24 protein-coding genes and 1 tRNA gene are annotated in these 25981 nt (G+C 51.7%); 7 read left to right on the top strand and 18 right to left on the bottom strand.

All coding sequences use genetic code 11. The annotated features are described in order from the left end of the window. Positions 1-68 precede the first annotated feature (68 nt). Positions 69-1553, top strand: coding sequence for an NCS1 family nucleobase:cation symporter-1 (locus NC856_RS07650; protein ID WP_264089831.1), 1485 nt, complete (start codon positions 69-71; stop codon positions 1551-1553). A 93-nt stretch (positions 1554-1646) separates the two neighbouring features. On the opposite strand, the gene lpxP is transcribed toward NC856_RS07650, so the two are convergent. From lpxP to NC856_RS07635, 3 genes are all read right to left on the bottom strand, one after another. After that, positions 1647-2570 (bottom strand): kdo(2)-lipid IV(A) palmitoleoyltransferase, encoded by a 924-nt coding sequence (lpxP, locus tag NC856_RS07645; protein ID WP_264089830.1) that lies wholly within the window; start codon positions 2568-2570, stop codon positions 1647-1649. Between the two features lie 383 nt (positions 2571-2953). Continuing rightward, the gene (locus NC856_RS07640) at positions 2954-3172 is read right to left on the bottom strand and encodes a cold shock domain-containing protein (RefSeq protein WP_264089829.1); all 219 of its coding nucleotides are present in this window, start codon (positions 3170-3172) and stop codon (positions 2954-2956) included. 360 nt (positions 3173-3532) lie between these two features. After that, the gene (locus tag NC856_RS07635; RefSeq protein WP_264089828.1) at positions 3533-3961 is read right to left on the bottom strand and encodes a TOBE domain-containing protein; all 429 of its coding nucleotides are present in this window, start codon (positions 3959-3961) and stop codon (positions 3533-3535) included. 461 nt (positions 3962-4422) lie between these two features. Here NC856_RS07635 and NC856_RS07630 point away from each other — a divergent pair, with 461 nt between their 5' ends. Next, the gene (locus tag NC856_RS07630; RefSeq protein WP_264089827.1) at positions 4423-5109 is read left to right on the top strand and encodes an EAL domain-containing protein; all 687 of its coding nucleotides are present in this window, start codon (positions 4423-4425) and stop codon (positions 5107-5109) included. 286 nt (positions 5110-5395) lie between these two features. On the opposite strand, the gene NC856_RS07625 is transcribed toward NC856_RS07630, so the two are convergent. From NC856_RS07625 to NC856_RS07615, 3 genes are all read right to left on the bottom strand, one after another. Next, a complete protein-coding gene (locus NC856_RS07625; protein ID WP_264089826.1) occupies positions 5396-5698 on the bottom strand; it encodes a chaperone modulator CbpM in 303 nt (100 codons plus the stop codon). Then, positions 5698-6654, bottom strand: a complete 957-nt coding sequence (gene cbpA, locus NC856_RS07620; RefSeq protein ID WP_264089825.1) for a curved DNA-binding protein — start codon at positions 6652-6654, stop codon at positions 5698-5700. The genes NC856_RS07625 and cbpA overlap by 1 nt, the downstream gene beginning before the upstream one ends. Before the next feature lie 352 nt (positions 6655-7006). Continuing rightward, positions 7007-7080 (bottom strand) — tRNA-Gly (locus NC856_RS07615). Positions 7081-7395: 315 nt separating this feature from the next. On the opposite strand from NC856_RS07615, the gene NC856_RS07610 reads away from it, so the two are divergent. Next, positions 7396-9288 (top strand): glycoside hydrolase family 13 protein, encoded by a 1893-nt coding sequence (locus NC856_RS07610; protein WP_264089824.1) that lies wholly within the window; start codon positions 7396-7398, stop codon positions 9286-9288. Between the two features lie 144 nt (positions 9289-9432). Here the strand turns inward: NC856_RS07610 and lysS are convergent, their stop codons facing one another. The 5 genes from lysS to xerD all read right to left on the bottom strand — a co-directional run bounded on the left by lysS (position 9433) and on the right by xerD (position 15573). Then, positions 9433-10950, bottom strand: coding sequence for a lysine--tRNA ligase (lysS, locus tag NC856_RS07605; protein ID WP_264089823.1), 1518 nt, complete (start codon positions 10948-10950; stop codon positions 9433-9435). Between the two features lie 8 nt (positions 10951-10958). After that, positions 10959-12057 (bottom strand): peptide chain release factor 2 gene (prfB, locus tag NC856_RS07600; RefSeq protein WP_264089822.1). Its coding sequence is split into 2 segments (ribosomal slippage): positions 10959-11981 and positions 11983-12057, totalling 1098 coding nucleotides; the frame shifts between segments, so codons are not numbered across the junction. 90 nt (positions 12058-12147) lie between these two features. Further along, entirely contained in the window at positions 12148-13881 is a 1734-nt protein-coding gene (recJ, locus tag NC856_RS07595) for a single-stranded-DNA-specific exonuclease RecJ (RefSeq protein ID WP_264089821.1), read from the bottom strand. 6 nt (positions 13882-13887) lie between these two features. After that, on the bottom strand, positions 13888-14604 hold the full coding sequence (gene dsbC, locus NC856_RS07590; protein WP_264089820.1) for a bifunctional protein-disulfide isomerase/oxidoreductase DsbC: 717 nt from the start codon (positions 14602-14604) through the stop codon (positions 13888-13890). A gap of 69 nt (positions 14605-14673) precedes the next feature. Then, positions 14674-15573, bottom strand: coding sequence for a site-specific tyrosine recombinase XerD (gene xerD, locus NC856_RS07585; protein ID WP_264089819.1), 900 nt, complete (start codon positions 15571-15573; stop codon positions 14674-14676). A gap of 280 nt (positions 15574-15853) precedes the next feature. Between xerD and NC856_RS07580 the strand changes: the two genes are divergently transcribed. Continuing rightward, the gene (locus NC856_RS07580; RefSeq protein ID WP_264089818.1) at positions 15854-17179 is read left to right on the top strand and encodes an MFS transporter; all 1326 of its coding nucleotides are present in this window, start codon (positions 15854-15856) and stop codon (positions 17177-17179) included. Positions 17180-17286: 107 nt separating this feature from the next. After that, positions 17287-17805, top strand: coding sequence for a flavodoxin FldB (fldB, locus tag NC856_RS07575; RefSeq protein WP_264089817.1), 519 nt, complete (start codon positions 17287-17289; stop codon positions 17803-17805). Between the two features lie 51 nt (positions 17806-17856). Here fldB and rlmF read toward each other — a convergent pair whose 3' ends face one another. From rlmF to sdhE, 3 genes are all read right to left on the bottom strand, one after another. After that, positions 17857-18804, bottom strand: coding sequence for a 23S rRNA (adenine(1618)-N(6))-methyltransferase RlmF (rlmF, locus tag NC856_RS07570; RefSeq protein WP_264089816.1), 948 nt, complete (start codon positions 18802-18804; stop codon positions 17857-17859). 81 nt (positions 18805-18885) lie between these two features. Next, entirely contained in the window at positions 18886-19299 is a 414-nt protein-coding gene (locus NC856_RS07565; protein WP_264089815.1) for a protein YgfX, read from the bottom strand. Beyond that, the gene (gene sdhE, locus NC856_RS07560) at positions 19280-19546 is read right to left on the bottom strand and encodes an FAD assembly factor SdhE (RefSeq protein ID WP_264089814.1); all 267 of its coding nucleotides are present in this window, start codon (positions 19544-19546) and stop codon (positions 19280-19282) included. Before sdhE ends, NC856_RS07565 begins: the two co-directional genes overlap by 20 nt. A 220-nt stretch (positions 19547-19766) precedes the next feature. On the opposite strand from sdhE, the gene ygfZ reads away from it, so the two are divergent. Further along, positions 19767-20753 (top strand): tRNA-modifying protein YgfZ, encoded by a 987-nt coding sequence (gene ygfZ / locus NC856_RS07555; protein ID WP_264089813.1) that lies wholly within the window; start codon positions 19767-19769, stop codon positions 20751-20753. A gap of 51 nt (positions 20754-20804) precedes the next feature. Here the strand turns inward: ygfZ and trhA are convergent, their stop codons facing one another. Next, positions 20805-21452, bottom strand: a complete 648-nt coding sequence (gene trhA, locus NC856_RS07550; protein WP_264089812.1) for a PAQR family membrane homeostasis protein TrhA — start codon at positions 21450-21452, stop codon at positions 20805-20807. 338 nt (positions 21453-21790) lie between these two features. On the opposite strand from trhA, the gene NC856_RS07545 reads away from it, so the two are divergent. Further along, the gene (locus NC856_RS07545; protein WP_264089811.1) at positions 21791-22399 is read left to right on the top strand and encodes an HD domain-containing protein; all 609 of its coding nucleotides are present in this window, start codon (positions 21791-21793) and stop codon (positions 22397-22399) included. A gap of 367 nt (positions 22400-22766) precedes the next feature. Here NC856_RS07545 and NC856_RS07540 read toward each other — a convergent pair whose 3' ends face one another. From NC856_RS07540 to NC856_RS07530, 3 genes are read right to left on the bottom strand one after another with little or no spacing between them, the layout of a single operon-like run. Next, positions 22767-24074, bottom strand: a complete 1308-nt coding sequence (locus NC856_RS07540) for an ABC transporter substrate-binding protein (protein ID WP_264089810.1) — start codon at positions 24072-24074, stop codon at positions 22767-22769. After that, positions 24067-25155, bottom strand: coding sequence for an ABC transporter ATP-binding protein (locus tag NC856_RS07535; RefSeq protein WP_264089809.1), 1089 nt, complete (start codon positions 25153-25155; stop codon positions 24067-24069). The genes NC856_RS07540 and NC856_RS07535 overlap by 8 nt, the downstream gene beginning before the upstream one ends. Then, the gene (locus NC856_RS07530) at positions 25155-25979 is read right to left on the bottom strand and encodes a phosphodiesterase (protein ID WP_264089808.1); all 825 of its coding nucleotides are present in this window, start codon (positions 25977-25979) and stop codon (positions 25155-25157) included. The genes NC856_RS07535 and NC856_RS07530 overlap by 1 nt, the downstream gene beginning before the upstream one ends. Positions 25980-25981: the final 2 nt, after the last annotated feature.

Here is a 25981-nt window from a genome sequence, read left to right as displayed (position 1 = left end):
AATGCAACATCCTTTTGCATACATCGACGTGATTCATTTTACCAATGTTGTTAAAAGGAGCAGTTTCCATGCCAGAAAATACGCCGTTAGACCATGACGCACAGGCACATTACAGTCCCAGATTATGTAATGACGATTTGGCACCCACCCGCGTCCAGACTTGGTCCTGGTACAACATTTTTTCGTTCTGGATGTCGGATGTCCACAGCATGGGAGGATACGTAGTCGCAGCGAGCTTCTTCACTCTGGGACTGGCAAGCTGGCAGGTGTTGTTATGCCTGCTGGCGGGTATTTGCATTGTGCAACTGTGCGCCAATCTGGTGGCGAAACCTAGTCAGATCAGCGGCGTACCCTATGCGGTGGTGTGCCGTCAGGCTTTCGGGGTGTTTGGCGCCAATATCCCGGCGGTGATCCGCGGCCTGATCGCTTTCGCCTGGTATGGTATTCAGACCTATCTGGCGGCGAACGCGCTGATGCTGGTGCTGCTGAAGTTCTATCCTTCACTGACGCCGCTGACGCAAAGTCACTGGCTCGGCCTCTCGGCCCTGGGGTGGATCTGTTTTGGCCTGATGTGGTTGTTGCAAGCCATGGTGTTCTGGCACGGCATGAATGCCATCAAACGTTTTATCGATATTGCCGGGCCAGCCGTTTATGTCGTGATGCTGGCGCTGGCCGGATGGATCATTTACAAAACCGGTCTGGAAAACATCTCGTTTACTCTTGGCAGCAAACAACTCACCCCCGGTGAACAAACGTGGCAGATGCTTACGGCTACGGCGCTGGTTGTTTCCTATTTCTCCGGCCCTTTGCTCAATTTTGGCGATTTCGCCCGTTACGGCAAAAGCATGCAGGAAATCCGCCGCGGCAATCGCTGGGGCCTGCCGTTCAATTTCCTGCTGTTTTCTATCGTTACCGTGGTGATTGTTTCCGGTACGCAGACGCTGTTCGGCCAGATGATTACCGATCCGATCGAGACTGTCAGCCGCGTGGGTAACAGTGTGGCGGTGGCGCTGGGTCTGCTGACAATGATTATTGCCACTATCGGTATTAATATTGTCGCCAACTTCGTCTCCCCGGCGTTCGATTTCTCCAACTGCTCGCCGCAACGTATCAGTTTCCGTACCGGCGGGATGATCGCAGCCGTGGGTTCTGTGTTGCTGACGCCGTGGAATCTGTTCCAGTCGCCGGAATTGATCCACTATACGCTTGATGTGCTGGGGGCTTTTATCGGTCCGTTGTTTGGCATTCTGCTGACGGATTTTTATCTCATCAAAGGCGGCAATATCTATGTGGACGACCTGTTCGATGCCTCTTCCAAAGGACGCTATTGGTATCGCAATGGTTTCAATCCGAATGCGGTGATGGCGCTATTACCCTCTGTAGGCATCGGTCTGTTTATCACTTTCACACCGGGGTGGCAGGCAGCGGCGAATTTCAGTTGGTTTATCGGCGCTTTTCTTGGGGCGGGTTGCTATCGCTATCTGGCGCGCCGCGAAAAGATCGCGACGCCGGGCCGCGCTGCGATGCGCGGTTTGCTGCTACGCAAGGATTAACATTATCCCCGCGTCGTTTCCGCACACCGTGATCCCAGCGAATAATAATCTCGGATATCAGGATAAGGTGTGCCGGTTTGCTTAAATTCATTCTCAGGCATAGAGTGAAACTTCTCCCGTCGGGCGCGTTTTGAAGCGGCGATGCAGCCAAAGGTATTGCTCCGGCGCCCGCATAATTTCGCGTTCGATAACCTTATTCATATAACATGCCGCCTTTTGCTCATCGTGATAAGGATAATCCTGAAGCTCAGGCTGGATCACCAGACGATACCCGGAGGCGTCCAGGTTACGGATCAAGACCGTCGTGATCATGGCAGGCTTCGCCAGACGAGCAATCGTATAGGTTCCGCTGGTCGTCGCTGCGTTTTTTACCGCAAAAAACGGTGCAAATACACTGCCCTTCGGACCGTAATCCTGATCGGGAGCAAACCATACCGCTTCACCGCGCCGCAACGCGTGCACCATGCCGCGCAGATCCTTGCGATCAATCATTGCCTTGTTGGAACGGGAACGTCCCCAGGTCTGCACCTTTTCCATCACTTTATTATTGTGCGGACGATACATCGCCATCATCGGCTGACACAGCCCCATCGCCCTGCCGCCCAGTTCCAGCGACATAAAATGGATGCCGATGACCATCACGCCGCGCTGTTTAGCGCAAGCCTGCTGTAAATTTTCCAGTCCCGACACATCAAACCAATGACGCACGCGGCGATCCGACCAGAACCAGGCCATACCGGTTTCAACCAGCGCCATCCCCAACGAGGCGAAATTGTTGACAATCATCGCTTCACGTTCTGCAACGCAAAGAGTGGGGAAACACAATTCAAGATTACGTCGGGCGATAGATACACGGCGTTTCAGGACAAGACGTGATAAGCGCCCGGCGTTACTGCCGATTTTCATCAACAAGGGATAAGGAAGTTGTACCAGGAGGAACAGAATGCCAAGGCCAAACCAGGTAAGCCAATAGCGAGGATGAAGTAATGACTGGGTAAATCGCTGTTTAATCTTCATGAACTTTATCGTTAAGTGGTCAATATGCGTACCGCATAAAGAATCGCCGTTCTTGGCGCGCTACGTTCATTGAGACACTTTCCCATCGTTATAGTTGCCATGATGCATAAAATTTATTCTAACCATCACAATCACGAGGATTAACACCAGATGAAAACGCTGATAATGATGAAGGGTCCCATGGGAGGTACTCGAACCAACCTGTCTGAAGGCCTGAGGCGACTTACATCATACTCGAATTCACAGGGGGAAAGGAGTGATAAGAATACAAATAATTAAGCCCCTCAGAATCTCTAAGGGGCTTAATACATAATCAGTTGTTTTTTCTGATGATTATGGGCAAAGGCAACATGGCCGGCTCAACTGTCATCAGTAAAAGACCATTAGATCACGCTGACATTCACCGCTGATGGACCTTTCTGGCCGCTTTCAACGTTGAATTCTACTTTCTGGCCTTCGTCCAGGCTTTTGTAATCGTTACCCTGGCCAAGAATGGCTGAGAAGTGAACGAATACATCTTTGCTGCCGTCAGTCGGGGTGATGAAACCAAAACCTTTACCAGCGTCAAACCATTTTACCAATCCAGTCATTTTATTAGACATAGAGAATTTCCTTTATATATTTAGAAGCCACTATAGGGCGGAACAGGGACTGTTACAGTGATTACTTATGGGCGCTTATAAGAAGGAAATTCGTCGGATAAGAGATTGGGTGCATCGCTTGAACTAGGAACCGCTTAATTACAATGTCTTTCATAAATAGGTCTGTATCACAGGCCGATGACGTCATTAACGCATGAATGATTTTTTATAGCAAGCCTTTATTTCAAAGAAACTCAGGCGGCTGAAAAAAACAGACGAAAAACGAACAATTTTGTCCTGATTTATCATCAATAAAATAGGTTCCCCGCTAACATACGGGGAACCATCAGGGTTATCATCATAATTGAATATCAAGCAACATTATTTTTGGGTCGCCAGAATCACACTGGATGCTTTAATCAAAGCGATCACTTTGCTGCCATCAACAATCGTCATTTCATCAATACTTTCGTTAGTAATGCTGGAGGTTAGCAATAGGCCATTACTGGTTTCAACGTGAACGGTAGAATTTACTGCGCCTTTGACGACTTTCTTCACCGTTCCGGCAAATTGATTTCGTGCTGAAAAATTCAATCCACAATCTGACGATGCCAAAATAACCCACGGCGCCTTAATTAACGCAATCGCCGTTTTACCCGGAGCCAATTCCAAAGCATTGCTGCTTGCCTTGGTAATCACGGTTGTCAATTGCTCTCCACCTTCAAGCTTCAGGACGACTTCGTTATTAACCGCCCCTTCGATGACGCTATAAACAACGCCTATTAATTGATTTCTTGCAGAAACTGACATCCTTCCCCCTGGAATTTCAGATTAAATGACACATTTCCGGTTCAGACAGCAAGATGACCACGACGGCTAACAGACTTGATTACCCACGCACTCAAAATGGTTAATACTTCAGAATGAAAAATAAAACAATGTTTGCACGGAAAACTCAATAACGTGACGTTGATTGAAATCATCAGGTAAGCAATAGATTTCAAGATGCAGAGAAATAGCTGAAGAATAGATTTATGATTATTCGGTAAAACTGACACTATCAATCAGATTTACATGTTAATTAACTTCAAATTATTCGATATTACCTATGAAATGCCTGCCATAATATTTTCTGATAACGATCAATGGTTTGACCTATCAAAATCAGCCGGATCGATCGGCATAATTACCATTTTTAGTTGTAAAAACAAAAATATTGATCAGTTTTACAGATCGATCAATAATGCTGAAAACATTTAAACCGAGACACAATGATGATTGCGGACCCAATTCCAGAGGCCAAAAGGCGTTATGTTATGGAGCCAATCCATAACAGTCAGAATATCTTGTTTGCGATGGAACTATTGACAAGATTTGGAGAAGATTTGTGTACAGAAGAACACATCCAGCAAATGAGTATTGATGACAAACAGCAACTGTTTATCGATCAACTGGAGTGTGTGACGGAAAAAAAATCATACTTTATCAATAACCACATTCTGCTTTCGATAAATCTCGATTTTTCTATGGCGCTGTTTTTATTCCAGGATCGCTACACAGAAAATCTGCTGGAAAACCTATCTTTTGTTCGTCTTGAAATAAACGAGGGATTTCCTAATCTCAATGATGGGAAACGTAATCCACTTCTTTCAAAGCTTTATAACCGCTATCCATTGTGGCTGGATGATTTTGGTCGTGGGAATGCCAATATTTATGCCGTCAGCCAGTCACTGTTTCATTATGTAAAATTAGATAAATCATTCTACTGGGAAATGATAAGAAAGAGAAAAGCCCATCTGCTTCCCGCCCTTATCTCCAATATAAAAAGATACTGCCACGGCGTCATTATTGAAGGAGTACAAAATCAATCTGAATACTTCCTACTGAAAAACTGCGGAGTCGATGGAATACAAGGACATATTTATACGACATATGAACTCGAACATCTCCCAATGTGATAAAAATGACCATGTTAATCTTTGCGCTATTCCTAATTTTAGTTGCGCTTTATTCATTCAAGAAACATATTCAAAATACACAAAAGAAAAAATTATTTAGCAAACGAAAAGCCAGGAAAAAACATACTTTGCGGGAAAATCCAGCGGCTTTTCATCTGTAATCAGAAAAATGACAAAGAAAAATCAACTGCGGCATGCCATTTAAACAAGCGTTGATGCTTAAGTTTTATTAATACATTTCTCTCCGAGGGCTAAAAAACAGTCTTCAGCCCACTGCGAACCATAATCAGGACGTCATCATGAAACGTTCAAGTTGTCTGCGCAATTGTTGATTTTCTTTTTTCAATTCTTCGAGTTGATCCAACAAGGTCAGCGTCATGGCGACTCCCGGCCAGTCGAGATCCAGTTCTATCTGTAAGCGTTGCGCCCGCCGAAGACACGTTAACGCGCTATCGTCAAAGCGCCAGTGCGATTCATCCGCTTCAAGCGGCACAATCACGCCCAATCCTACAACTTCAATCAATTCCTCCTGAGTGATCTCCACGCACTGGCACAGTTCCACCACGGTAAATGTCATTTCTTGCGCCATTATTTTGACTCCCATTCACGACGAGGATTAAATGCCGCCTGTTCGCTCAACTGTTTCCACAGTGCAGCGGTTTTCTCATCCAACGTCGGCGGCATCATCACTTTCAGTACGGCATACAGGTCACCCGCTCCGTTTTTCCCCACCAAACCTTTGCCTTTGACGCGCAACCGTTTTCCGCTTTGACTGCCGGGTGGGATCGTCAGGGCAATTTTTCCAGTGAGGGTAGGAACTTCAATGCTGGCTCCCAATGCTGCTTCCCAGGGAGCCAGCGGCAAGACGATATGCAGATTATGTCCGTCAATATCAAACAACGGATGCGGCACAATACGCATTGTCAGAAACAGATCGCCATTCGGACCGCCGCCAAAACCGGCACAGCCCTGCCCTTTCAGACGAATGCGTTCACCATCCCCCACACCGGCGGGAATTTTTACATTCAGCGTTTTATTTATTTCTTTCGTCTGACGTCCCAGTTCATCGAAAACCGGCAACGCATAAGAAATAGGTCGGCTTTGCTCAGTCAACGTTTCTTCCAGAAACAGTGGGATCTCCATCTCAAGATCCTGACCACGGGCAGCATAAGCGTGCCGAGAAGAAGCAGTACGCTGTCCTTGCGCTGCCCGACGACCAAAAACAGACTCGAAGAAATCGGAAAAGTCATCCTGACCGCCAGACGCGCCATGCCATTGCGGGCCGCCGTCATCATAACCCGGCGGTGGTTCGGAGAAACGCGGATCGTTGCGATGCTGTCTCAGTTCGTCATATTCGGCACGACGTGAACTGTCTTTCAGCACCTCATAGGCTTCGGCAATATCCTTGAATTTATTTTCCGCATCATGCTCTTTACTCACATCGGGATGATATTTGCGCGCCAGTCTGCGGTAAGCCGTTTTAATCGCTTTCAGATCAGCTGAGGGGGCGACTTCCAACGCGGCATAATAATCTTTGAATTCCATGCGGTAATGCCCTTAACGTAATGGTTATATAATCGCTTTTACTTTTCAGGCTGGGTGTTGGTTGGTATCCGTTTTCAATCCTACTTCTCTTCATCATTGAGAATCCAACGTTAAGAGAAGGTTTACGTCATTAAAACCTTAGATTGGTCGGATTCTATCGATATGGATTCCGGTCATTTTGTTTGATTGCACTTTACCAGCAATAGCGGCAAACAGTGCTGTGCGTTAGTTGAAGATTACCACAATGAAATGGCTTTGCTTGAGCGAGTAGAAACAAAGAGGTCAGAAAAGCCTGTATTCGTTGATTTTACTTAATTTTATTGAATTCAGGCGATATGCACAGAAGAGAACTTGGAGCGAGTGAAGGGAATCGAACCCTCGTATAGAGCTTGGGAAGCTCTCGTTCTACCATTGAACTACACTCGCAGAGATACGCGCCTGGCATTATAGCGTTATCCCGTTGCCGGGCAAGCAAAAAACCCGCTGATTGCTGGCGTTGTGAGCAAACAGTTGTTGCCAAAATCCCCGATGCCATCGGGTTCATCCGTTTTATTTGTTATGACGGTCACAAATATTAAAACAATTTAATTGATTATTTTGTCAGTCAAAATCCAGCAGTTTACACTCTTTAGCTAAATCGTTTTAGCTAAATTATTTAGCCAGCATAACTCTCACCCATGCTTATTGATAAGCATGTAATGGACTGATATGTAAATAATAAAGATATAAAGGATAAAAGCCATGCTGCTACATGAAAACTCTTTCCAATCCCGACCAATCGCAAGCCGGATAATGACGGCGTTTCAGCCAGGCAAACATACCGCGTTGATAAAAATATCGACATTGTTGCGTGCGGCTGCACTTATCTCTGTAACCGGGCTGATGATTTCCTCAGGCAACAGCGCATATGCAGGTAACAACCGTTCAGCCCCCGCGGCCACCGAAGCGACAGAGCCGCCGTCAGTAACGTTGATCAACGGATATGATCCCAAATGGTGGAAAGAAGCGGTGGTCTATCAGATCTACCCCCGCTCTTATAAGGACGCCAATGGCGATGGCATCGGCGACCTGAAAGGCATTATATCTAAACTCGATTATATTCAGGGTCTTGGCGTTAATGTCATTTGGATCTGCCCGCACTTCGATTCACCGAATGTGGACAATGGCTACGATGTACGCGATTACCGCAAAGTGATGCCGGAATTTGGCACCATGGAGGATTTCGATGAACTGGTTCGGGAAATGAAACAGCGCAATATGCGTCTTGTGATCGATCTGGTCGTCAACCACACCAGCGACGAGCATCAGTGGTTCCAGGAAAGCCGCAAATCAAAGGACAATCCATACCGCGATTATTATATATGGCGTCCCGGCAAGGACGGCAAAGCGCCGAATAACTATCCTTCTTTTTTCTCCGGCCCGGCCTGGACGCTCGATCCTGAAACCAATGAGTATTACCTGCACTATTTCGCCGCCAACCAACCCGACCTGAACTGGGATAATCCGAAAGTTCGCCAGGAAATTTATCAGATGATGAAATTCTGGCTGGATAAGGGCGTCGCCGGCTTCCGCATGGACGCCATCTCTTTTATTTCCAAGGACCAGACCTTCCCGAATCTGCCGGACATAAGGAAATTCGCCAATGTCTATGCCAGTGGCCCCCGCGTACATGACTATCTACAGGAAATGCATCGCGAAGTGTTGTCAAAATATGATGCGGTAACCATTGGGGAAACGTTCGGTATCACGCTGGACCAACTGCATAATTTCATCGACGCTGACCGCCAGGAACTCGATATGGCCTTTAACTTTGATGCGATTCATGTGAACCGGAAAGGATTTCAGTGGAAAAACTGGACGCTGCCGCAATTAAAAGCCGTTTACAATATGCAGGATAAATCGCTCAACGTTCGCGAATGGAATACGCTTTTCTTGTCCAACCACGATAACCCTCGCCTGGTGTCCGCATTCGGGGATGATTCGCCGAAATTTCGGATCCACTCCGCAAAGCTAATGGCCACGCTGCTGCTCACGCTAAAAGGCACGCCGTTTATCTATCAGGGCGACGAATTGGGCATGACCAATTATCCCTTCAAGGATATCCGGGAATTTAACGCGATTGAAGCGCACCAGGGATGGAAACAGCGCGTATTGACCGGACAGGAAAACCCGATGACCTATATTTATGGTCTGCGCAAAGTGGGCCGCGACAACGCCCGCACGCCTATGCAGTGGAATGATTCCGCCAACGGCGGCTTTACCGCGGCGGCGAAGCCCTGGCTGGCCGTCAACCCCAATTATACCACCATCAATGCCCGGCAAGCGGTGGACGATCCCGCTTCCATTTATCACTATTACCGCAGTCTTATTGCGCTACGCGCCAAAACGCCCGCGCTGATTTACGGCGACTACCGCGATCTTGATCCGAAACACCCGTCAATCTATGCCTATACCCGGACGTTAAACAATGCCCGTTATCTGATTGTGCTGAACTTCTCCGGCGACACGGTGGATTATTCACTGCCTGACGGACTTTCCGCCAACCAGTTGCAGCTTTCCAATCGTGCCGGCGATCAGGAACAAGGCACAACGCTCCAAATGAAGCCGTGGGAAGCGCGTATCTATACCTTCTGAGCAGGAATACCGCAGCGGCGATGAGAGAAGAAGGCGCATAGGCGCCACAAAGAAATCAGCAGGGAAAGATGCAAAAATCCCCCGGAAACGAGGGACGACAATGGATAAAAAACGGCGCTGTACACGCCGTTTTTTATCGTTGCATTATTTCTGCGGGCGCATCGCCGGAAACAGAATAACGTCGCGGATGGTATGGCTGTTGGTAAACAGCATCACCATACGGTCGATACCGATGCCCAGACCAGCGGTTGGCGGCATACCGTGTTCCAGCGCCGTCACGTAGTCTTCATCGTAGAACATGGCTTCATCATCACCCGCATCTTTGGCGCTCACTTGCTGCGCAAAACGCTCGGCCTGATCTTCCGCGTCATTCAATTCGGAGAAACCGTTACCGATTTCACGTCCGCCGATAAAGAATTCAAAGCGATCGGTGATTTCCGGGTTCTGATCATTGCGGCGCGCCAGCGGCGACACTTCCGCCGGATACTCGGTAATGAACGTCGGCTGAATCAGATTACTTTCCGCCGTCTCTTCGAAGATCTCGGTGACGATCCGGCCCAGCCCCCAGCTTTTCTCGATCTTGATACCCAGAGACTCGGCAATCGCCGTGGCTTTAGCCAGATCATCCAGGTCGGCGACGTTGGTTTCCGGGCGGTATTTGCAGATGGCTTCGCGCATGGTCAGCTTTGCAAACGGCTTGCCAAAGTCGAAAGTCTGGTCGCCATAGGTCACCGTTGTGGAACCCAGCACATCCTGCGTCAAGGCGCGGAACAGATTTTCCGTCAACACGATCAGATCGTTATAATCGGCATACGCCATATAAAGTTCCATCATGGTGAATTCGGGGTTATGACGCGGAGAAACCCCTTCGTTACGGAAGTTGCGGTTGATTTCAAATACGCGTTCAAAACCACCCACCACCAGACGTTTCAGGTACAGTTCCGGCGCAATACGCAGGTACATGTCGATATCCAGCGCATTATGGTGCGTCACAAACGGACGCGCCGCGGCGCCGCCGGGGATCACCTGCATCATCGGCGTTTCCACTTCCATAAAGCCGTTTTCCACCATGAAGCGGCGGAGCGCCGCCATCACTTTGGAGCGGATACGGAAAGTATTACGGGATTCGTCGTTGGCGATCAGATCCAGATAGCGCTGACGATAACGGGTTTCCTGATCGGCAAGACCATGGAATTTGTCCGGCAGCGGGCGCAAGGCCTTGGTCAGCAAACGCAGTTCGGTACAGTGAACCGACAATTCACCGGTTTTGGTTTTGAACAGCTTGCCGCGCGCGCCGAGGATATCGCCCAGATCCCATTTTTTAAACTGCTCGTTGTAAATGCCTTCCGCCAGATCGTCGCGGGAAACATATAGCTGAATACGACCACCCACATCCTGTAACGTAACGAAAGACGCCTTACCCATAATGCGGCGGGTCATCATACGACCGGCGACGGTCACTTCGATGTCCAGCGCTTCCAACTCTTCGTTTTCCTTGTCGTCGTAGGCGGCGTGCAGACCATCGGACGTGCTGTCACGGCGAAAGTCATTCGGAAACGCGATGCCGTTTTCACGCAGCGCAGCCAACTTTTCACGGCGCGCTTTCAGTTCGTTATTCAGATCCTGCCCCAGATCGGCACCCTGTGATTGTGATTCAGCCATGTGAATTCTTATAACCCCGCTTTTAAACTTGCTTCAATAAATTTATCCAGATCGCCATCCAGCACTGCCTGAGTGTTGCGCGTTTCCACGCCGGTACGTAAATCCTTGATACGTGAATCATCCAGTACATAAGAGCGGATCTGGCTTCCCCAACCGATATCCGACTTGTTGTCTTCCATCGCCTGTTTCTCAGCATTTTTCTTTTGCATCTCAAACTCATACAGTTTCGCTTTCAACTGCTTCATCGCCTGATCTTTGTTTTTATGCTGGGAACGGTCATTCTGACACTGAGTGACAATGTTGGTCGGAATGTGAGTGATACGCACCGCGGATTCGGTTCGGTTAACGTGCTGACCACCCGCGCCGGACGCGCGGTAAACGTCAATACGCAAATCGGCGGGATTGATTTCAATATCGATATCGTCGTCCACTTCAGGATAAACGAAAGCGGAACTGAACGAGGTATGACGGCGACCACCGGAGTCGAACGGACTTTTGCGCACCAGACGATGCACGCCGGTTTCAGTACGCAGCCAGCCAAACGCGTAATCGCCCATGATTTTGATGGTGGCGGATTTCGTACCGGCCACCTCACCATCAGACTCTTCGATAATTTCGGTTTTGAAGCCTTTGGCTTCCGCCCAGCGCAGGTACATACGCACCAGCATGCTGGCCCAGTCCTGCGCTTCGGTGCCGCCGGAACCCGCCTGAATATCCAGATAGCAATCCGCGCTGTCATATTCGCCAGAGAACATACGGCGGAACTCAAGCTGGCTTAATTTGTTTTCCAGCGCATCCAGTTCCACGCTGGTTTCATTGAAGGTATCTTCGTCATCTTCTTCCACCGCCAGTTCAAGCAGACCTGCGACATCTTCCAGCCCCTGGGTCAATTGGTCGATGGTATCCACAATGGCTTCCAGCGAGGAACGTTCTTTCCCCAGCGTCTGAGCGCGTTCCGGCTCATTCCAGACGTCTGGTTGCTCCAGTTCGGCGTTTACTTCTTCGAGGCGTTCTTTCTTGGCATCATAGTCAAAGATACCCCCTAAGAACGGCGGTACGTTCAGACAGATCCTGAATGCGGTTTTTTACCGGATTAATTTCAAACATGATTTTATGTTCTTACGTTAAGTCGTCGACAACGGAAACGGGCTATTCTAGCGGATTAAGCGCGTGGTTTATAGACTTTCATCCGTCAAGTTATAGCGGCCATAAATGCTGGATAAGCAATTGCACCGACCGTTTGCCGCGAAACTCATTCACATCCAGCTTATAGGCGAGCTCCGCTGAGCGCACACTGCTGTCAGGCCACATCAGCGTATCCACATTAAACGCGATGCCATCCAGCAACGGGCCGCCGTCTATCGGCTCCACCATCACTTTCAAATGCCGCTCGCCCACCAGCCGCTGTTGCAGAATGCGGAAACGGCCATCAAACGTCGGTTCGGGAAAAGATTGTCCCCACGGCCCCGCGTCCCGCAGCATTTCCGCGGTGGATAAACACAACTCCGGCAGCGCCAGTTCGCCATCCGACCAAATCACGCCTTCCAGTTGAGAAGCATCCAGCCATTCGCCGACCAGTTCGCCAAAACATAACCGGAAGCGCTCGAATTGATCTTCCGCCAGCGATAACCCTGCCGCCATCGCGTGACCGCCGAATTTCAACATCAGGCCCGGATACAGCGTATCCAGACGCTCCAGTGCATCACGCAGATGCAAACCGGCGATGGAACGCCCGGAACCTTTGAGAATGCCGCCACCCGCCGGTGCGAACGCAATCACCGGACGGTGAAAGCGCTCTTTGATGCGGGATGCCAGAATTCCGACCACCCCCTGATGCCATTCCGGGTGGTACATCGCCAGACCATACGGCAGTTCGTCCCGGCTGCGCTCCAGCGTTTCACACAGGCGCAACGCTTCCACCTGCATGCCTTGCTCAATTTCACGGCGATCCTGATTTAATGCATCCAGATCGCTGGCCAGCATACGCGCCTGGGTGATGTCGTCACTCAGTAACAACGCCACCCCCACGGTCATGTCATCAAGCCGTCCGGCAGCGTTCAACCGTGGACCAAGCGCAAACCCCAGATCACTGGCGACCAGTTGACGGGCATCGCGGTTCGCCACTTCCAACAACGCCTTGATGCCGGGACGACAGACGCCGGCGCGAATGCGGCTCAGCCCTTGCGCCACCAGAATACGGTTATTGGCGTCCAGCGGCACCACATCCGCCACTGTCCCCAGCGCGACCAGATCCAGCAGTTCCGCCAGTTTCGGTTCCGCCAGCGCTTTTTCGGTAAACCAGCCGCTTTCGCGCAGGCGCACAAACAGCGCCATCATCAGATAAAACGCCACACCCACGCCCGCCAGCGATTTCGACGGGAAAGCACAGTCACGCAGATTAGGATTGATCATGGCATCGGCGGCAGGCAGCGTTTCTCCCGGCAAATGGTGGTCGGTCACCAGCACTGCGATGCCGCGCCGATGCGCATCTTCCACACCGGCGTGAGAAGAGATGCCGTTATCCACCGTGATGATAATCTCCGCCCCCAGCGACGCCGCTTGCGCAACGACTTCCGGGCTAAGTCCGTAACCATCTTCAAAGCGGTTCGGCACCAGATACTTAACGTTAACGCCGCCCATGCCGCGTAGCGCCAGCACCGTCAGCGCGGTGCTGGTGGCGCCGTCGGCGTCAAAATCCCCGACAATCACGATGCGGCGCTGTTCGGCCAGCGCCTGTTGCAGAAAATCTACCGCCTGTTCGATACCGCTCAACAGACGGTAATCCAACAGGCCGCGCAGACTACGCGCTAACTCCTGCGGTCTTTTTATGCCGCGTTGGGCATACAAGCGACGCAACAAAGGCGGCATCGTTGCCGGTAAATCAATATCCTCCATCAGCGGACGCCGACGGAGTTGAGTTATCAGTTCCACGCTACATCAACCACCCGTTTTCAACGACGCCTTGTGTGCATCCAGCATCGCCAACATCTCTTTCGGCGCCTGATAACCGGGTACGACCACGCCGTCTTCCAGAACAATGGCCGGTGTTCCCTGTACGCCGAACTGCACGCCAAGCTGGTAGTGACCAGCGATGTTGGTTTTACAGGTGGCAGGTGAAATCTCATCGCCTTTCAGCGCGGCATCATACGCTTTGTTGCGGTTCGCCATACACCAGATGGATTGCATGTCTTTTTCCGCCGGCGAGTTCAGCCCCTGACGTGGGAACGCCAGATAACGCACGGTAATTCCCAGCGCATTGTAATCTTTCATCTGCTCATGCAGCTTCTGACAATAACCGCAGGTGATATCGGTAAATACGGTAATGACGTGTTTTTCCTGCGCGGCTTTATAAACGATCATCTGATCCTGCAACGCATCCATTTTCCCCTTCAGGATCTGGTTAGTGACATTGACCGGCGAGACGCCGCTAACGTCATACAGCGGCCCTTGAACCAGGTGCTTGCCGTCCTCGCTGATATAGAACACACCGCTGTCCGTCAATACCGTTTTCATGCCCGCAACCGGCGCAGGCTGGATTTGCGCATTCTGCATTCCCAGACGAGTCAATGTCTGTTTGATTGCCGAATCATCAGCATGAGCAAAACCCGTCGCCGTTGCTGCCAGCAAAGAAAGCAGTAATAGCCCTTTTTTCATGTTGTCAGTCCTGTTTCGATGTATCTGTCAATGCGTCGTATTGATCCACGCCGCCGCAAAAATCTTTCGCTACGCCCGCGGATGATGCTGCTGGTGTAGCTGTTTCAGACGTTCCGTCGCCACATGGGTATAAATCTGGGTGGTGGAAAGATCGCTATGGCCCAGCAACATTTGTACGACCCGTAAATCCGCGCCGTGGTTCAGCAAGTGAGTGGCGAACGCATGCCGGAGCACGTGCGGCGACAGTTTCCCGCTGTCAATGGACGCCAGCATCGCATAGTGCTTGATGCGATGCCAGAACGTCTGACGCGTCATCTGCTGCGCGCGGTTGCTGGGGAACAACACATCCAGGGTGCGCCCGTTGAGCAGCCACGGTCGACCATGTTCAAGATACTGCTCGATCCAGTACACCGCTTCCTCGCCCAACGGCACCAGACGCTCTTTATTGCCTTTGCCCATCACCCGCACCACGCCTTGACGCAGGCTGACATCACTAATAGTCAGCCCCACCAGTTCAGAAACGCGCAAACCCGTGGCGTACAAGACTTCGAGCATGGCTTTATCGCGTAATTCCAGCGGTTGATCAACATTCGGCGCATTCAACAAGGCATCCACCTGCGCTTCGCTCAAATCTTTCGGTAAACGCTGCGGTAACTTGGGCGATGACAACACGGCGCTTGGATCGTCACTGCGGATTTTCTCCCGGTAAAGATACTGAAACAAGCGGCGCATCGCACTCAGTAAACGTGCGGAGCTGCTGGCCTTATAACCGCCTTCCACGCGCTCAGCCAGAAACGATTGCAGATCGATGGCCTGCGCGCGCAGTAAATCATTATCATGGTGCGCCAGCCAGTCCGCCAGGGCGCGTAAATCCAACCGATAAGACTCCAGCGTATTTTCCGCCAGATTGCGCTCCAGCCACAACGCATCAAGAAATTGTTCGATGAATGCCTGATCCTGAGCTTGCATCACGGTGTCCTCTCGATTCGTCCGCCTATTATGCCTGAGCGCCGCCTCAGGCGCGCACGATTCTGTGCGATCTCACTTATTCCGCGAACATCAACATCACCATAACATTCTCCGGCAAAAATGGACCCTTGGCACATTATATTTTCCGTATTGTCTGTATGCCGGAACAGGCTCCTCAACGCCTTTTCCCTGCCCGGCTTATCCCTACATAATCGGCGTTGAAAAGCCGGTTTTTCTATGCGTAGAATGATCGTTCGTGTTGTTAAAATAAAGAAACATTATGCAAGCCACCATCGCTCCAACTATCGACGCAGAAGCTGAGGCGCCGCCAGTAAATTCACGCAGCAAGGTTGTTATCGCTTCGCTGGTGGGCACCGCCATTGAATTCTTCGATTTCTATATCTACGCCACAGCCGCAGTGCTGGTGTTTCCACATATTTTCTTCCCGCAGGGCGATCCGACCGCCGCCACGCTGCAATCACTGGCAACCTTTGCCATTGCTTTCGTGGCTCGCCCGATCGGTTCGGCGTTGTTTGGTCATTTCGGCGATCGCGCCGGACGCAAAGTCACGTTGGTGGCTTCGTTACTGACCATGGGGATTTCAACGGTCATGATCGGCTTGCTACCCAGCTACGAAAGCATCGGGATTATGGCGCCCATCCTGTTGGCGCTGGCGCGTTTCGGTCAAGGTCTGGGACTCGGCGGCGAATGGGGCGGCGCGGCGCTGCTGGCAACGGAGAACGCTCCGGCGCGCAAACGCGCATTGTACGGCTCATTCCCACAACTTGGCGCGCCAATCGGCTTCTTCTTTGCGAATGGAACGTTCCTGCTGCTGTCCTGGCTGCTGACGGACGAACAGTTTATGTCATGGGGCTGGCGCGTGCCGTTTGTGGCTTCCGCCGTATTGGTGCTGATTGGTCTGTATGTGCGGGTTTCGCTGCATGAAGCGCCCGTTTTCACCAAGGCGGTAAAAGCCGGTAAACAGGTACGTATTCCGATGGCTACGCTGCTCAGCAAACACCTGAAAGTGACGATCCTCGGCACATTTATCATGCTGGCCACCTATACGCTGTTCTACATCATGACCGTGTATTCCATGACTTACGGCACCAAGCCGATTCCAGACGGCCTCGGTTTCTCACGCAATAGCTTTTTGTGGATGCTGATGGTGGCGGTTATCGGTTTTGGTCTGACGATCCCTGTCGCCGGCTATCTGGCGGATGCTTTCGGACGCCGCAGAACCATGATCATCGTGACCTGCATCATGCTGGTATTTTCCATGTTGTTCCCGTCACTGCTCGGTTCCGGCAACCAGGCGCTGGTCATGGGTTTTCTGGTGCTCGGCCTGAGCCTGATGGGATTGACATTCGGTCCGATGGGCGCTTTGCTGCCGGAATTGTTCCCGACGGAAGTCCGTTATACCGGCGCCTCGTTCTCATATAATGTCTCCTCTATTCTGGGCGCATCGGTGGCACCTTATATCGCCGCCTGGTTGACGGCCAATTACGGTTTGTTCTATGTGGGCGTATATCTGGCTGCCATGGCGTCGCTGACGCTGATTGCGTTGCTATTGAGTAAAGAAACGCGTCATCAGTCTCTGGGCTAGTTCCCTGCGGTGAGGGCGATGGCCCTCACTGCGCCTTTCTTTCCTGATGTTCTCACTCTAGAATACCCGCTTCCGACATCACGTTGACCTGACAAATTCTATTGCTTATGAAAATCGGTCTGTTTTACGGCTCAAGCACTTGCTATACCGAAATGGCGGCGGAGAAGATCCGCGTCATTCTGGGTGAAGATCTGGTGGATCTGCACAACGTCAAAGATGTTGATCCGCAGCATATGGAAGATTACAGCATACTGATCCTCGGTATTCCAACCTGGGATTTCGGTGAAATTCAGGAAGACTGGGAGAATATCTGGGGACAACTCGCCACGCTGAATCTCAACGGCAAGATCGTGGCGTTGTATGGCATGGGCGACCAACTGGGTTACGGCGAGTGGTTTCTGGATGCGCTGGGTATGCTGCACGACCAACTGCTGCCGCTGGGCGTGAAATTTATCGGCTATTGGCCGACCGCAGGCTACGAATTCACCAGCCCTAAACCGCTAACCGCCAATGGCGAACAGTTTGTCGGGCTGGCGCTGGATGAAGTTAATCAATACGATCTGAGCGACGAGCGCATAGAACAGTGGTGCGAGCAAATTCTGCAAGAAATGGCGACCTTGCTGTAACAGACATGATAATGACTTTTCATTCGCGCAGAAAAGTCATTGTCCAGCCGCTCACCGCTTCTGTAACCATCTGGCGCGGGCGGCGCCGTCAAAAAAACTCCATGCCACAAAACGGCTCTGTTTCTGTCCTTGCGCCATATTGATGGTTCTGATCGTTTCCGCCCCCACCGCTTCCAGCGCACGATAAAGCTCAGGCAGATTCTCCTTGCGGGATACCAGCGAGGTAAACCACAGGCATTGACGGGCAAAACCGGCGCTCTCTGCGATCATCTGACTGATAAAGGCTATCTCGCCCCCGTCGCACCAGAGTTCATCCTGCTGCCCGCCGAAATTGAGTGGGGAATGTTTGTTCAGTCCCAGATTATGCAGTTTACGCTGCGACCCCTGATGCGCTTGCTCAGCCGAAGCGTGGAAAGGCGGATTACACAGCACCGCATCAAAGGTTTCATTCTTATGGATAATGCCGGTCAGAATGGCTTTGCTGTTTTTCTGACGGCGCAGGCGAATCACACGATTCAGACCGGGATTGGCTTCGATAGTGGCATTGGCGGCCTGCATCGCCTGCGGGTTGATTTCACTGCCGGTAAAACGCCAGCCGTATTCACGGTGACCAATCAGCGGATAAATGCAGTTGGCGCCACAGCCCACATCCAGCATCGACGCCTCACGCGGTATAACGGCGTGATTATCTTCAGCCAGCAGATCGGCAAGGTGATGGATATAGTCAGCGCGACCGGGAACGGGCGGGCAGAGAAAACCCGCCGGGATCGTCCAGTGATCAATCTGATAGAAGTGGTGCAACAGCGCCTGATTTAATACTTTTACCGCGTCAGGATCGGCGAAATCCACCGATTCATCACCATAACGATTCACTTTTACAAACGGGATCAACGCCGGATGGCTCTGTTTCAGCGCAGTAAAATCATAACGACCACGATGGCGATTACGCGGGTGCAGCACGGTCTTTTGGGCCGCATATTTATTGGCAGGGGTTGTCATCAGCTTATCTCTCATTAAACGGCGTGTAAGATACCTGCTGCGGCAATCCCCGTAAATCACTGCCGTTGTTTTTTTATTACGTTACCTGACCCAACTTTTATGCTGTAACAGCCGTTGACGTAAACAACGCCATTCATCATTTCCCATACTGTCCGAGGCCAGCCATAATCGCTGCCGTCCTTTCCCATCGGACGCTCTCAGAGAGAGCAAGATGCCGTTCTTCAGCACCCAGGGACGTTTAATAATCTGCCATTCCTGACGCTGCCAGCGCAGATAGGTTTCGCTGTGCAGCAACATTTCCCCCTGCTGGGATTTGATATTCCGCTGACTGCGAATAAAACCGAACACCACCAGCGTAACCAGGCCCAGCCACAGCACGGCATAACCGTCCGGCCAGGGAGCCAGCAGTATCAGTAACACCAATAGCCCATGCACGATCAATGATAAAAGCTGCATGCGCCAGGAAACACGAATATCACATTGCCACTGGGCCACGGTCTTTATTTCGCTTCTGGATAAGTGAAACCATGCGTTTTAACGCCTCATCTTGCGGCTCACCGTGGTTCATCAGCCAGTTAAACAAATCGGGATCGTCGCATTGCAGCAGACGCACGAACGTTCGTTTGTCCTCATCACTCAATGCGTCATACTCATGCTCGAAGAACGGCATGATAGAAATATCCAGTTCACGCATGCCACGGCGACACGCCCAGTGGATCCGTGACTTATTATCGATTTCCATGCTTAATATTCACCTTGTTATCGATGTTTCGCCCTAGTGTAACCCGATTTCACCCGCAGGCTCTCAACTAATAGTAACACTTTGACATATTTTACTCTTGCATTACGATGCCATCGCACCCAGGCTGCGACACGCTACGCACAATAACCGCTTGCAAAGCGTCGCCGCTATTTTACCATTAGGCCATTCATATACCGCATCAACGCAGCAGGATCGTAATATGGCCAACCCATTTCCTTTTGCATCACAGCGCCCGAGTGCTTCAGCCCGGCTTCCCGCCACCCTCATCTCTCTGGATGACTGGGCGCTGGCGACCTTAACCGGCCCGGATACCATCAAATACCTGCAAGGACAGGTGACAGTCGATGTTGCCGCCCTGCCTGCCGACCAGCACACGCTTTGCGCCCACTGTGACGCCAAAGGAAAAATGTGGAGCAACCTGCGTCTTTTTCAACATGGTGACGGCTTCGCATTTATTGAACGCCGTAACTTACGCGATGCCCAGCTTAGCGAACTGAAAAAATACGCTGTTTTCTCTAAAACTACGATAGTAGCAGAGGATAATGTTGTTCTGCTGGGAGCGGCAGGCGCCCGGATGCGTGAATTGTTGTCGTCCGTTTTCAGCATCCTGCCAGATGCCGGGCATCCGGTCGTTCAGATTGAGGACGCAACCTTGCTGCATTTTTCCCTGCCGACGGAACGCTTTCTGCTGGTGCTGACGCCTGCCCAGAGCGCTTTACTGATCGCGCGACTTGAAGGGAAAACCGCATTCAATGATAGTCGCCAATGGCTAGCTTTGGATATCGAAGCCGGTCTGCCGATTATTGACAGCGTAAACAGTGCGCAGTTCATCCCGCAGGCGACGAATCTACAGGCCTTAAACGGCATCAGTTTCAGCAAGGGTTGCTATGCCGGGCAGGAAATGGTGGCGCGAGCCAAATACCGCGGCGCCAACAAACGTGCGCTCTATTGGCTGGCGGGTCAGGCCAGCCGTGTTCCCGAAGCGGGAGAGGATTTGGAGTTGCAATTAGGGGAAAACTGGCGACGTACCGGCACCGTGCTGGCAGCGTGCCGTTTACAGGATGAAAGTGTGTGGGTTCAGGTGGTAATGAATAACGATCTGGCGGGAGACAGCCTGTTGCGCGTGCGGGAAGATGCCGATAGCCAGTTGAAAATTCAGCCGCTGCCTTATGAAATCACAGACTGAACGTGATACCGCGCCCCACACGGGGCGCGTAGCCAAACGGCATGGTTCAAATCACACATACAGATAAATCGCCAGAAAATGGCATACGCTGCCGCCCAGCACGAAACCGTGCCAGATGGCATGATTGTAGGGAATACGCTCACTGGCGTAGAAGATGACGCCCAGCGTGTAGACGATCCCGCCGACCGCCAGCAGGGTTATGCCTGCCGCGGAAAGCGCCAGGGCAAGCTGATAAATCACGACCAGCGACAGCCATCCCATCGCCAGATAGGTGATAAGCGACAACACTTCAAAGCGATGGGCAAAGGCCAGCTTAAAGATGATGCCTGACAGCGCCATACTCCAGATCACCACCATCAGACCATTTGCCAATGGCGAATCAAGCCCGACCAGCAGAAACGGGGTATAGGTTCCGGCAATCAGCACGTAGATGGCGCAGTGATCGAATTTTTTCAACCAGGGTTTGATGCGCGGCGAAGGAATGGCGTGGTACAACGTCGACGCGAGAAACAAGAGAATGATGCTGCCGCCGTAGAGACTGTAGCTGGTGATGGCGATACCATCCGCGCCGTTATTGACTGCCTGCACCAACAGCAGCACCAACCCGACAATACCGAAAACCAAACCAATTCCGTGGCTGACGCTATTCGCGATCTCCTCTGCCAGTGAGTATCCTGGCGCCTGTACATTGTTTGACATAATGACCTTAATCAGCACGGATATGCTCGCCAGATGCGCAACCGAGACACCTGATCGGCAAGCGCAGGCGGTTAACCTTTGAGCAGCTTAGCTGAGAATAGTTTCAGTATACAGGTGTAAGCTAAATAATTACGTGACATTACATTTCAACTTTATACGGCAATCATTCATGTAAATTTTCGGTTGCATCCCCTACAATTATCAGCTTCGATACCTTTTATCTTTCCCGTTGCAGGTTCATTGCCCGTTCTGCATCCCGAAACCGATGGGTATAGCGATTTTAATGGTTAAAAGACTCTGCCATTTTTACTGGTTTTCATTGCAAGAGGTGGTTTTTCATGTCGTCCGCTCCATCTATTCTGAACTTCGGCTCGCTGACCGGTGTTATCGGCTTTTTGATTGAAATTGATAAATTAAAGTGCGTACAGCGCCGTTCAAAAATCATTGGCAGCGATCGCCATGAAGACTCCGCCGAACACAGTTGGCATTTTGCGGTCGCGGCGATGGCGCTGGCGCCTTACGCGAGCGATGAGGTGGATATTCAGCGCGTGATCCAGATGGCGTTGATCCATGATATCGTCGAGATCGATGCCGGTGACGTGATGGTTTACGACCTCTCCGCCCGCCTTGCCATTCATGATCAGGAAGTGGCGGCGGCGGCGCGAATTTTCGGTTTATTGCCCGAACCACAGCGCCAGCGATTCCATCATCTCTGGCTGGAATACGAAGCGGGGGAAACCGCCAGCGCGCAATTCGCACTGATGCTCGATCGCATCATGCCGATACTGATGAACCTGCATAACGGCGGCCAAAGCTGGGTGGAAAACGGCATCCGTCTGGAACAGGTGTTAGGCCGCGCCGATTTTATCGCTAATATCAATCCTGAACTGTGGCAATACCTGAAACAACATCTGGAAGAGGCCAAGGCCAAAGGATGGTTACAGTAAGGAAGTGCAGTAGGTTCTGCATGGTTCGAACACTTACTAACTCTATCGGTTCAGTGTCCTGTTTCGTGCGTGATAAGCATCACCGTTCTCTGTATACAACGTGTCACGCCCGACAAGGAGCGCTCAAGCGCGGCGCTCCTTGACCTTGGCTTTTGGCGGAACGGGGCCGCTACGCGGTTCCTTCGCAGGGAGACGCCTTCTGACGGACCGCCAGTGACGCGTTCCCGACGCGACACTGGCTTGAACCGCATCCATGCGGTTCATCCTGAAGTCATCTCCCGGCTCAGCCCCTTTTACGCCAGATAAAAAATACTCTTTTGGCCTGAGTAAAAGTAATTCACAAAAGCTGAACAGATAAAAATCATTTTTATTCCGGTAGCTTGAGCGCCGTTTGCTCCACATACGGCTTCATAATGGCATCCGCCTCCTGCTGGGCGGTGGCCGCCGCTTTATCGACGCTCATATCAGGATCGTTCAGCAGCGCGGCAAGCTGGTTTTCCATCGCTTTGCGCACCGCCACCGTTTCATAGGTGGCATACCACGGATGCGCGTACTGCAACTGCGACAGCGCAATCGCCGCACGCGGATCGTTCGCCAGATAAGCCTTCATTTCCGGCAGATCATACGCCGCCATCCGCGGGGCGAAGTAGCCGGTAAAACGACTCCAGCGTCCGCTCACTTCCGGGCTGACCAGATAGCTCAGGAACTGCCAGGCCGCTTTTTTCTGCTCTTCGGAAATGCCTTTGAAACTCACCAGACTCGCGCCGCCGATAGTTACGCCACGACGCGCTTTTTCCGGCATCATCGCCACGCCCAGTTGAAACTCTCTGGTGTTTTCACGCATGAAGCCCAATGCGCCGGTACTCAGCATCGCCATACCCAGCTTACCGGAGAAAAAAGCCGCGCTGATTTGCTTGGAGTTCAATACGCCCCCCGGCATCACTTTGTCGCGGTAAACCAGATTGCGCCAGAACTGAAGCGCGCCTTTGGTCGAGACGGTGTTGTAATACACTTCGCCGGGATAATCCGCATTATAATAATCGCCGCCGTTCGCCCGCGTCAGGGCCGATAGCATCCAACCGCCGTAGTCATCATTGGTGGACGGGATCATGATGCCCCACTGCCCTTTCGCCGGATCGGTCAGCTTTTTCGCTATCGTCACCACTTCATCCCAGTTTTTCGGCGGTTCGTTAAAGCCCGCTTGTTTCAACATATCCTGGTTGTAATACAAAATCGGCGTCGAATTATGGAACGGAATGGCGTAAGTCACGCCCATTACCTGCGCATTTTGATGCAATGCGGGCCAGAAGTTTTTATTCAGGAACGAGGCGGCTTTTTCGTTGCCGTATTTGAACAACGCATCCATCGGCAGGATCTGATCCTTGATGACCAGATCGGCAGTGAAATTGGCGGACATAATCACCAGCGCAGGCGGATCGCCCGCTTTCGCGGCCGCTTCAGCTTTCACTTTGGTCGTATCATAGCCGCCGGTAAAAATGCCACGGACTTCCACCTGATCCTGCGACTGATTGTACTCTTTGATGATGCGCGTCATTTCCATCGTCAACTTGCCGTCCACCGGCGCCGGGAACATGAAGTCGATACGCTGTTTTGCCAGCAGCGGGCCAGACATCAGCAAGGCCAGCGCCAGTGCAATAATTCGCGGCTTACGCATTTATTTTCTCCAGGGATAAATTACGGGCGGTTTGCCCGGAAAACCAATGACAATCCTGCGGTGATAAATGGAGAACCAGAGGCATACCAATGTCCGGCACGCTATCGCGGTTTGGCCGCCGATAACGTATCCCGCCCAGTGGGGTCGCCACATGAATCAGGTACTCCGCCCCAAACAATTCCCGCTGCATGACCGTACCAGGCAACTGCAACCCACCGTCCGGCGCGGCTTGTTCGCTAATATGCTCAGGGCGAATCCCCAGCCGCACGCTCGCCATCGCACGGGTTTCTTCCGTGACCGGCAGCGCGATGGCCTGCTCCAGCAAAAAAGCCTGTCCGCCCTTACAGGGCAGCGTGAGCATATTCATCGCCGGCGTACCGATAAAACCCGCCACAAACTCATTGGCCGGGTGCGAATAAAGCTGCTCCGGCGTGCCGACCTGTTGCAGCACGCCGCGATCCAACACGGCGATGCGATCCGCCATAGTCATGGCTTCAATCTGGTCGTGCGTGACATACACGGTGGTGGTTTTCAACTGCCGATGCAGCGCCATGATGCCGTCGCGCACTTCGCTGCGCAGTCGGGCATCCAGATTCGAGAGCGGCTCATCCATCAGAAACAGCCGGGGATCGCGGACAATCGCCCGCGCCATCGCTACCCGCTGACGCTGACCGCCGGAGAGTTTTCCCGGTTTACGTTTGAGTAGCGGTTCAAGCTGCAACAAATCAGCCACCCGTCGCACACGTTGCGGATAGTCCGCTTTCGGTTCGCCGCGCATCCGCATGCCGAAGGTGATGTTCTGCTCCACCGTCAGGTGGGGAAACAGCGCATAATTCTGAAAAATCATTGAAAAATTACGTTGTTTCGGACTCCAGGTGGTCATGTCCTCTTCGCCCAACAGAATTTGCCCCGCACTGACCGTCTCCAGACCGGCCAGCATGCGCAATAGCGTGCTTTTGCCACAGCCGGACGGCCCCACCAGTACCAAAAATTCGCCATCGGCGATGTCCAGCGATAATGAGGACAGCGCCTGCGTTTGTTCAAATTGTTTGCTGATATTGCGTAACCGAATCACCGCCATTATTCATCCACCGGGCAACTGATACGTGAGTCATAAAGATAGGGGCCGGGAAACATGGCGAGCGACTGGCTGTAACTGACCAGACCGGTGACCGGCACATAGCGGTGCATCACCACGGCGGCTGGCTCCAGATTGTAATAAGGCGCATCATCATGATGAAAATAAGGCACCTGATGCACCGTGCCGGGTACGGTGGCGATGATCGCCTGACGATATTGCGTCATGATTAAGCGATGGGTGTGACCGCAAAAAATCCTGGTCAGTTGCGGGAAACGTTCGATCAAGGTCAGCAACGCATCACCGTTTTCACAGGCGATGGGGTCCATCTGCGCGGAACCGAGGGGAAGCGGCGGATGGTGCATAAAAATCGCTGTCTCACGCGCCTGATGCGCCGTCAGTTGCTGCTCCAGCCAGTCCAGCGTTGATGGCGTCAACCAGCCTTTGGATTGCCCCGCCAGACTGGAGTCGATAAACAGCAGACGCAGGGGAAAATCGTCTACCGCGTAACGGATATTTTCCGGGTCATCACCCAGTAAGGGACACAGCGGGCGCATGGCATTCAGAAAATGGCGCTTGTCGTCATGATTGCCGGGGATCACATACAACGGGTAATCCAGCATCTGCAACACACGTTGCGCCATCTGATACTCCGGCGGACGTCCGCAGTTGACGATATCGCCGCTTATCACCACCGCATCCGGGCGCTCACGCAATGCATTCAACTGATTGACGACTTCGGCGTTTTGCTCATTAACATCAATAAATTCATACAGCTTGCGGCCTTCACTGCGAAAATGCAGATCGGAAATCTGTGCCAGTAACATAA

The organism is Brenneria izbisi (assembly GCF_025840185.1).
GTDB classification, from domain to species: domain Bacteria; phylum Pseudomonadota; class Gammaproteobacteria; order Enterobacterales; family Enterobacteriaceae; genus Brenneria; species Brenneria izbisi.
Note: the sequence above shows the minus strand (reverse complement) of the source record. Positions and strands in the feature narration are given on the sequence as shown.

What these genes read in the sequence shown, in the direction of transcription:
- NC856_RS07650 (WP_264089831.1), top strand. Translation starts at nt 69, where the DNA reads ATGCCAGAAAATACGCCGTTAGACCATGACGCACAGGCACATTACAGT.
- lpxP (WP_264089830.1), bottom strand. Translation starts at nt 2,570, where the DNA reads ATGAAGATTAAACAGCGATTTACCCAGTCATTACTTCATCCTCGCTAT.
- NC856_RS07640 (WP_264089829.1), bottom strand. Translation starts at nt 3,172, where the DNA reads ATGTCTAATAAAATGACTGGATTGGTAAAATGGTTTGACGCTGGTAAA.
- NC856_RS07635 (WP_264089828.1), bottom strand. Translation starts at nt 3,961, where the DNA reads ATGTCAGTTTCTGCAAGAAATCAATTAATAGGCGTTGTTTATAGCGTC.
- NC856_RS07630 (WP_264089827.1), top strand. Translation starts at nt 4,423, where the DNA reads ATGATGATTGCGGACCCAATTCCAGAGGCCAAAAGGCGTTATGTTATG.
- NC856_RS07625 (WP_264089826.1), bottom strand. Translation starts at nt 5,698, where the DNA reads ATGGCGCAAGAAATGACATTTACCGTGGTGGAACTGTGCCAGTGCGTG.
- cbpA (WP_264089825.1), bottom strand. Translation starts at nt 6,654, where the DNA reads ATGGAATTCAAAGATTATTATGCCGCGTTGGAAGTCGCCCCCTCAGCT.
- NC856_RS07610 (WP_264089824.1), top strand. Translation starts at nt 7,396, where the DNA reads ATGCTGCTACATGAAAACTCTTTCCAATCCCGACCAATCGCAAGCCGG.
- lysS (WP_264089823.1), bottom strand. Translation starts at nt 10,950, where the DNA reads ATGGCTGAATCACAATCACAGGGTGCCGATCTGGGGCAGGATCTGAAT.
- dsbC (WP_264089820.1), bottom strand. Translation starts at nt 14,604, where the DNA reads ATGAAAAAAGGGCTATTACTGCTTTCTTTGCTGGCAGCAACGGCGACG.
- xerD (WP_264089819.1), bottom strand. Translation starts at nt 15,573, where the DNA reads ATGCAAGCTCAGGATCAGGCATTCATCGAACAATTTCTTGATGCGTTG.
- NC856_RS07580 (WP_264089818.1), top strand. Translation starts at nt 15,854, where the DNA reads ATGCAAGCCACCATCGCTCCAACTATCGACGCAGAAGCTGAGGCGCCG.
- fldB (WP_264089817.1), top strand. Translation starts at nt 17,287, where the DNA reads ATGAAAATCGGTCTGTTTTACGGCTCAAGCACTTGCTATACCGAAATG.
- rlmF (WP_264089816.1), bottom strand. Translation starts at nt 18,804, where the DNA reads ATGACAACCCCTGCCAATAAATATGCGGCCCAAAAGACCGTGCTGCAC.
- sdhE (WP_264089814.1), bottom strand. Translation starts at nt 19,546, where the DNA reads ATGGAAATCGATAATAAGTCACGGATCCACTGGGCGTGTCGCCGTGGC.
- ygfZ (WP_264089813.1), top strand. Translation starts at nt 19,767, where the DNA reads ATGGCCAACCCATTTCCTTTTGCATCACAGCGCCCGAGTGCTTCAGCC.
- trhA (WP_264089812.1), bottom strand. Translation starts at nt 21,452, where the DNA reads ATGTCAAACAATGTACAGGCGCCAGGATACTCACTGGCAGAGGAGATC.
- NC856_RS07545 (WP_264089811.1), top strand. Translation starts at nt 21,791, where the DNA reads ATGTCGTCCGCTCCATCTATTCTGAACTTCGGCTCGCTGACCGGTGTT.
- NC856_RS07540 (WP_264089810.1), bottom strand. Translation starts at nt 24,074, where the DNA reads ATGCGTAAGCCGCGAATTATTGCACTGGCGCTGGCCTTGCTGATGTCT.
- NC856_RS07535 (WP_264089809.1), bottom strand. Translation starts at nt 25,155, where the DNA reads ATGGCGGTGATTCGGTTACGCAATATCAGCAAACAATTTGAACAAACG.
- NC856_RS07530 (WP_264089808.1), bottom strand. Translation starts at nt 25,979, where the DNA reads ATGTTACTGGCACAGATTTCCGATCTGCATTTTCGCAGTGAAGGCCGC.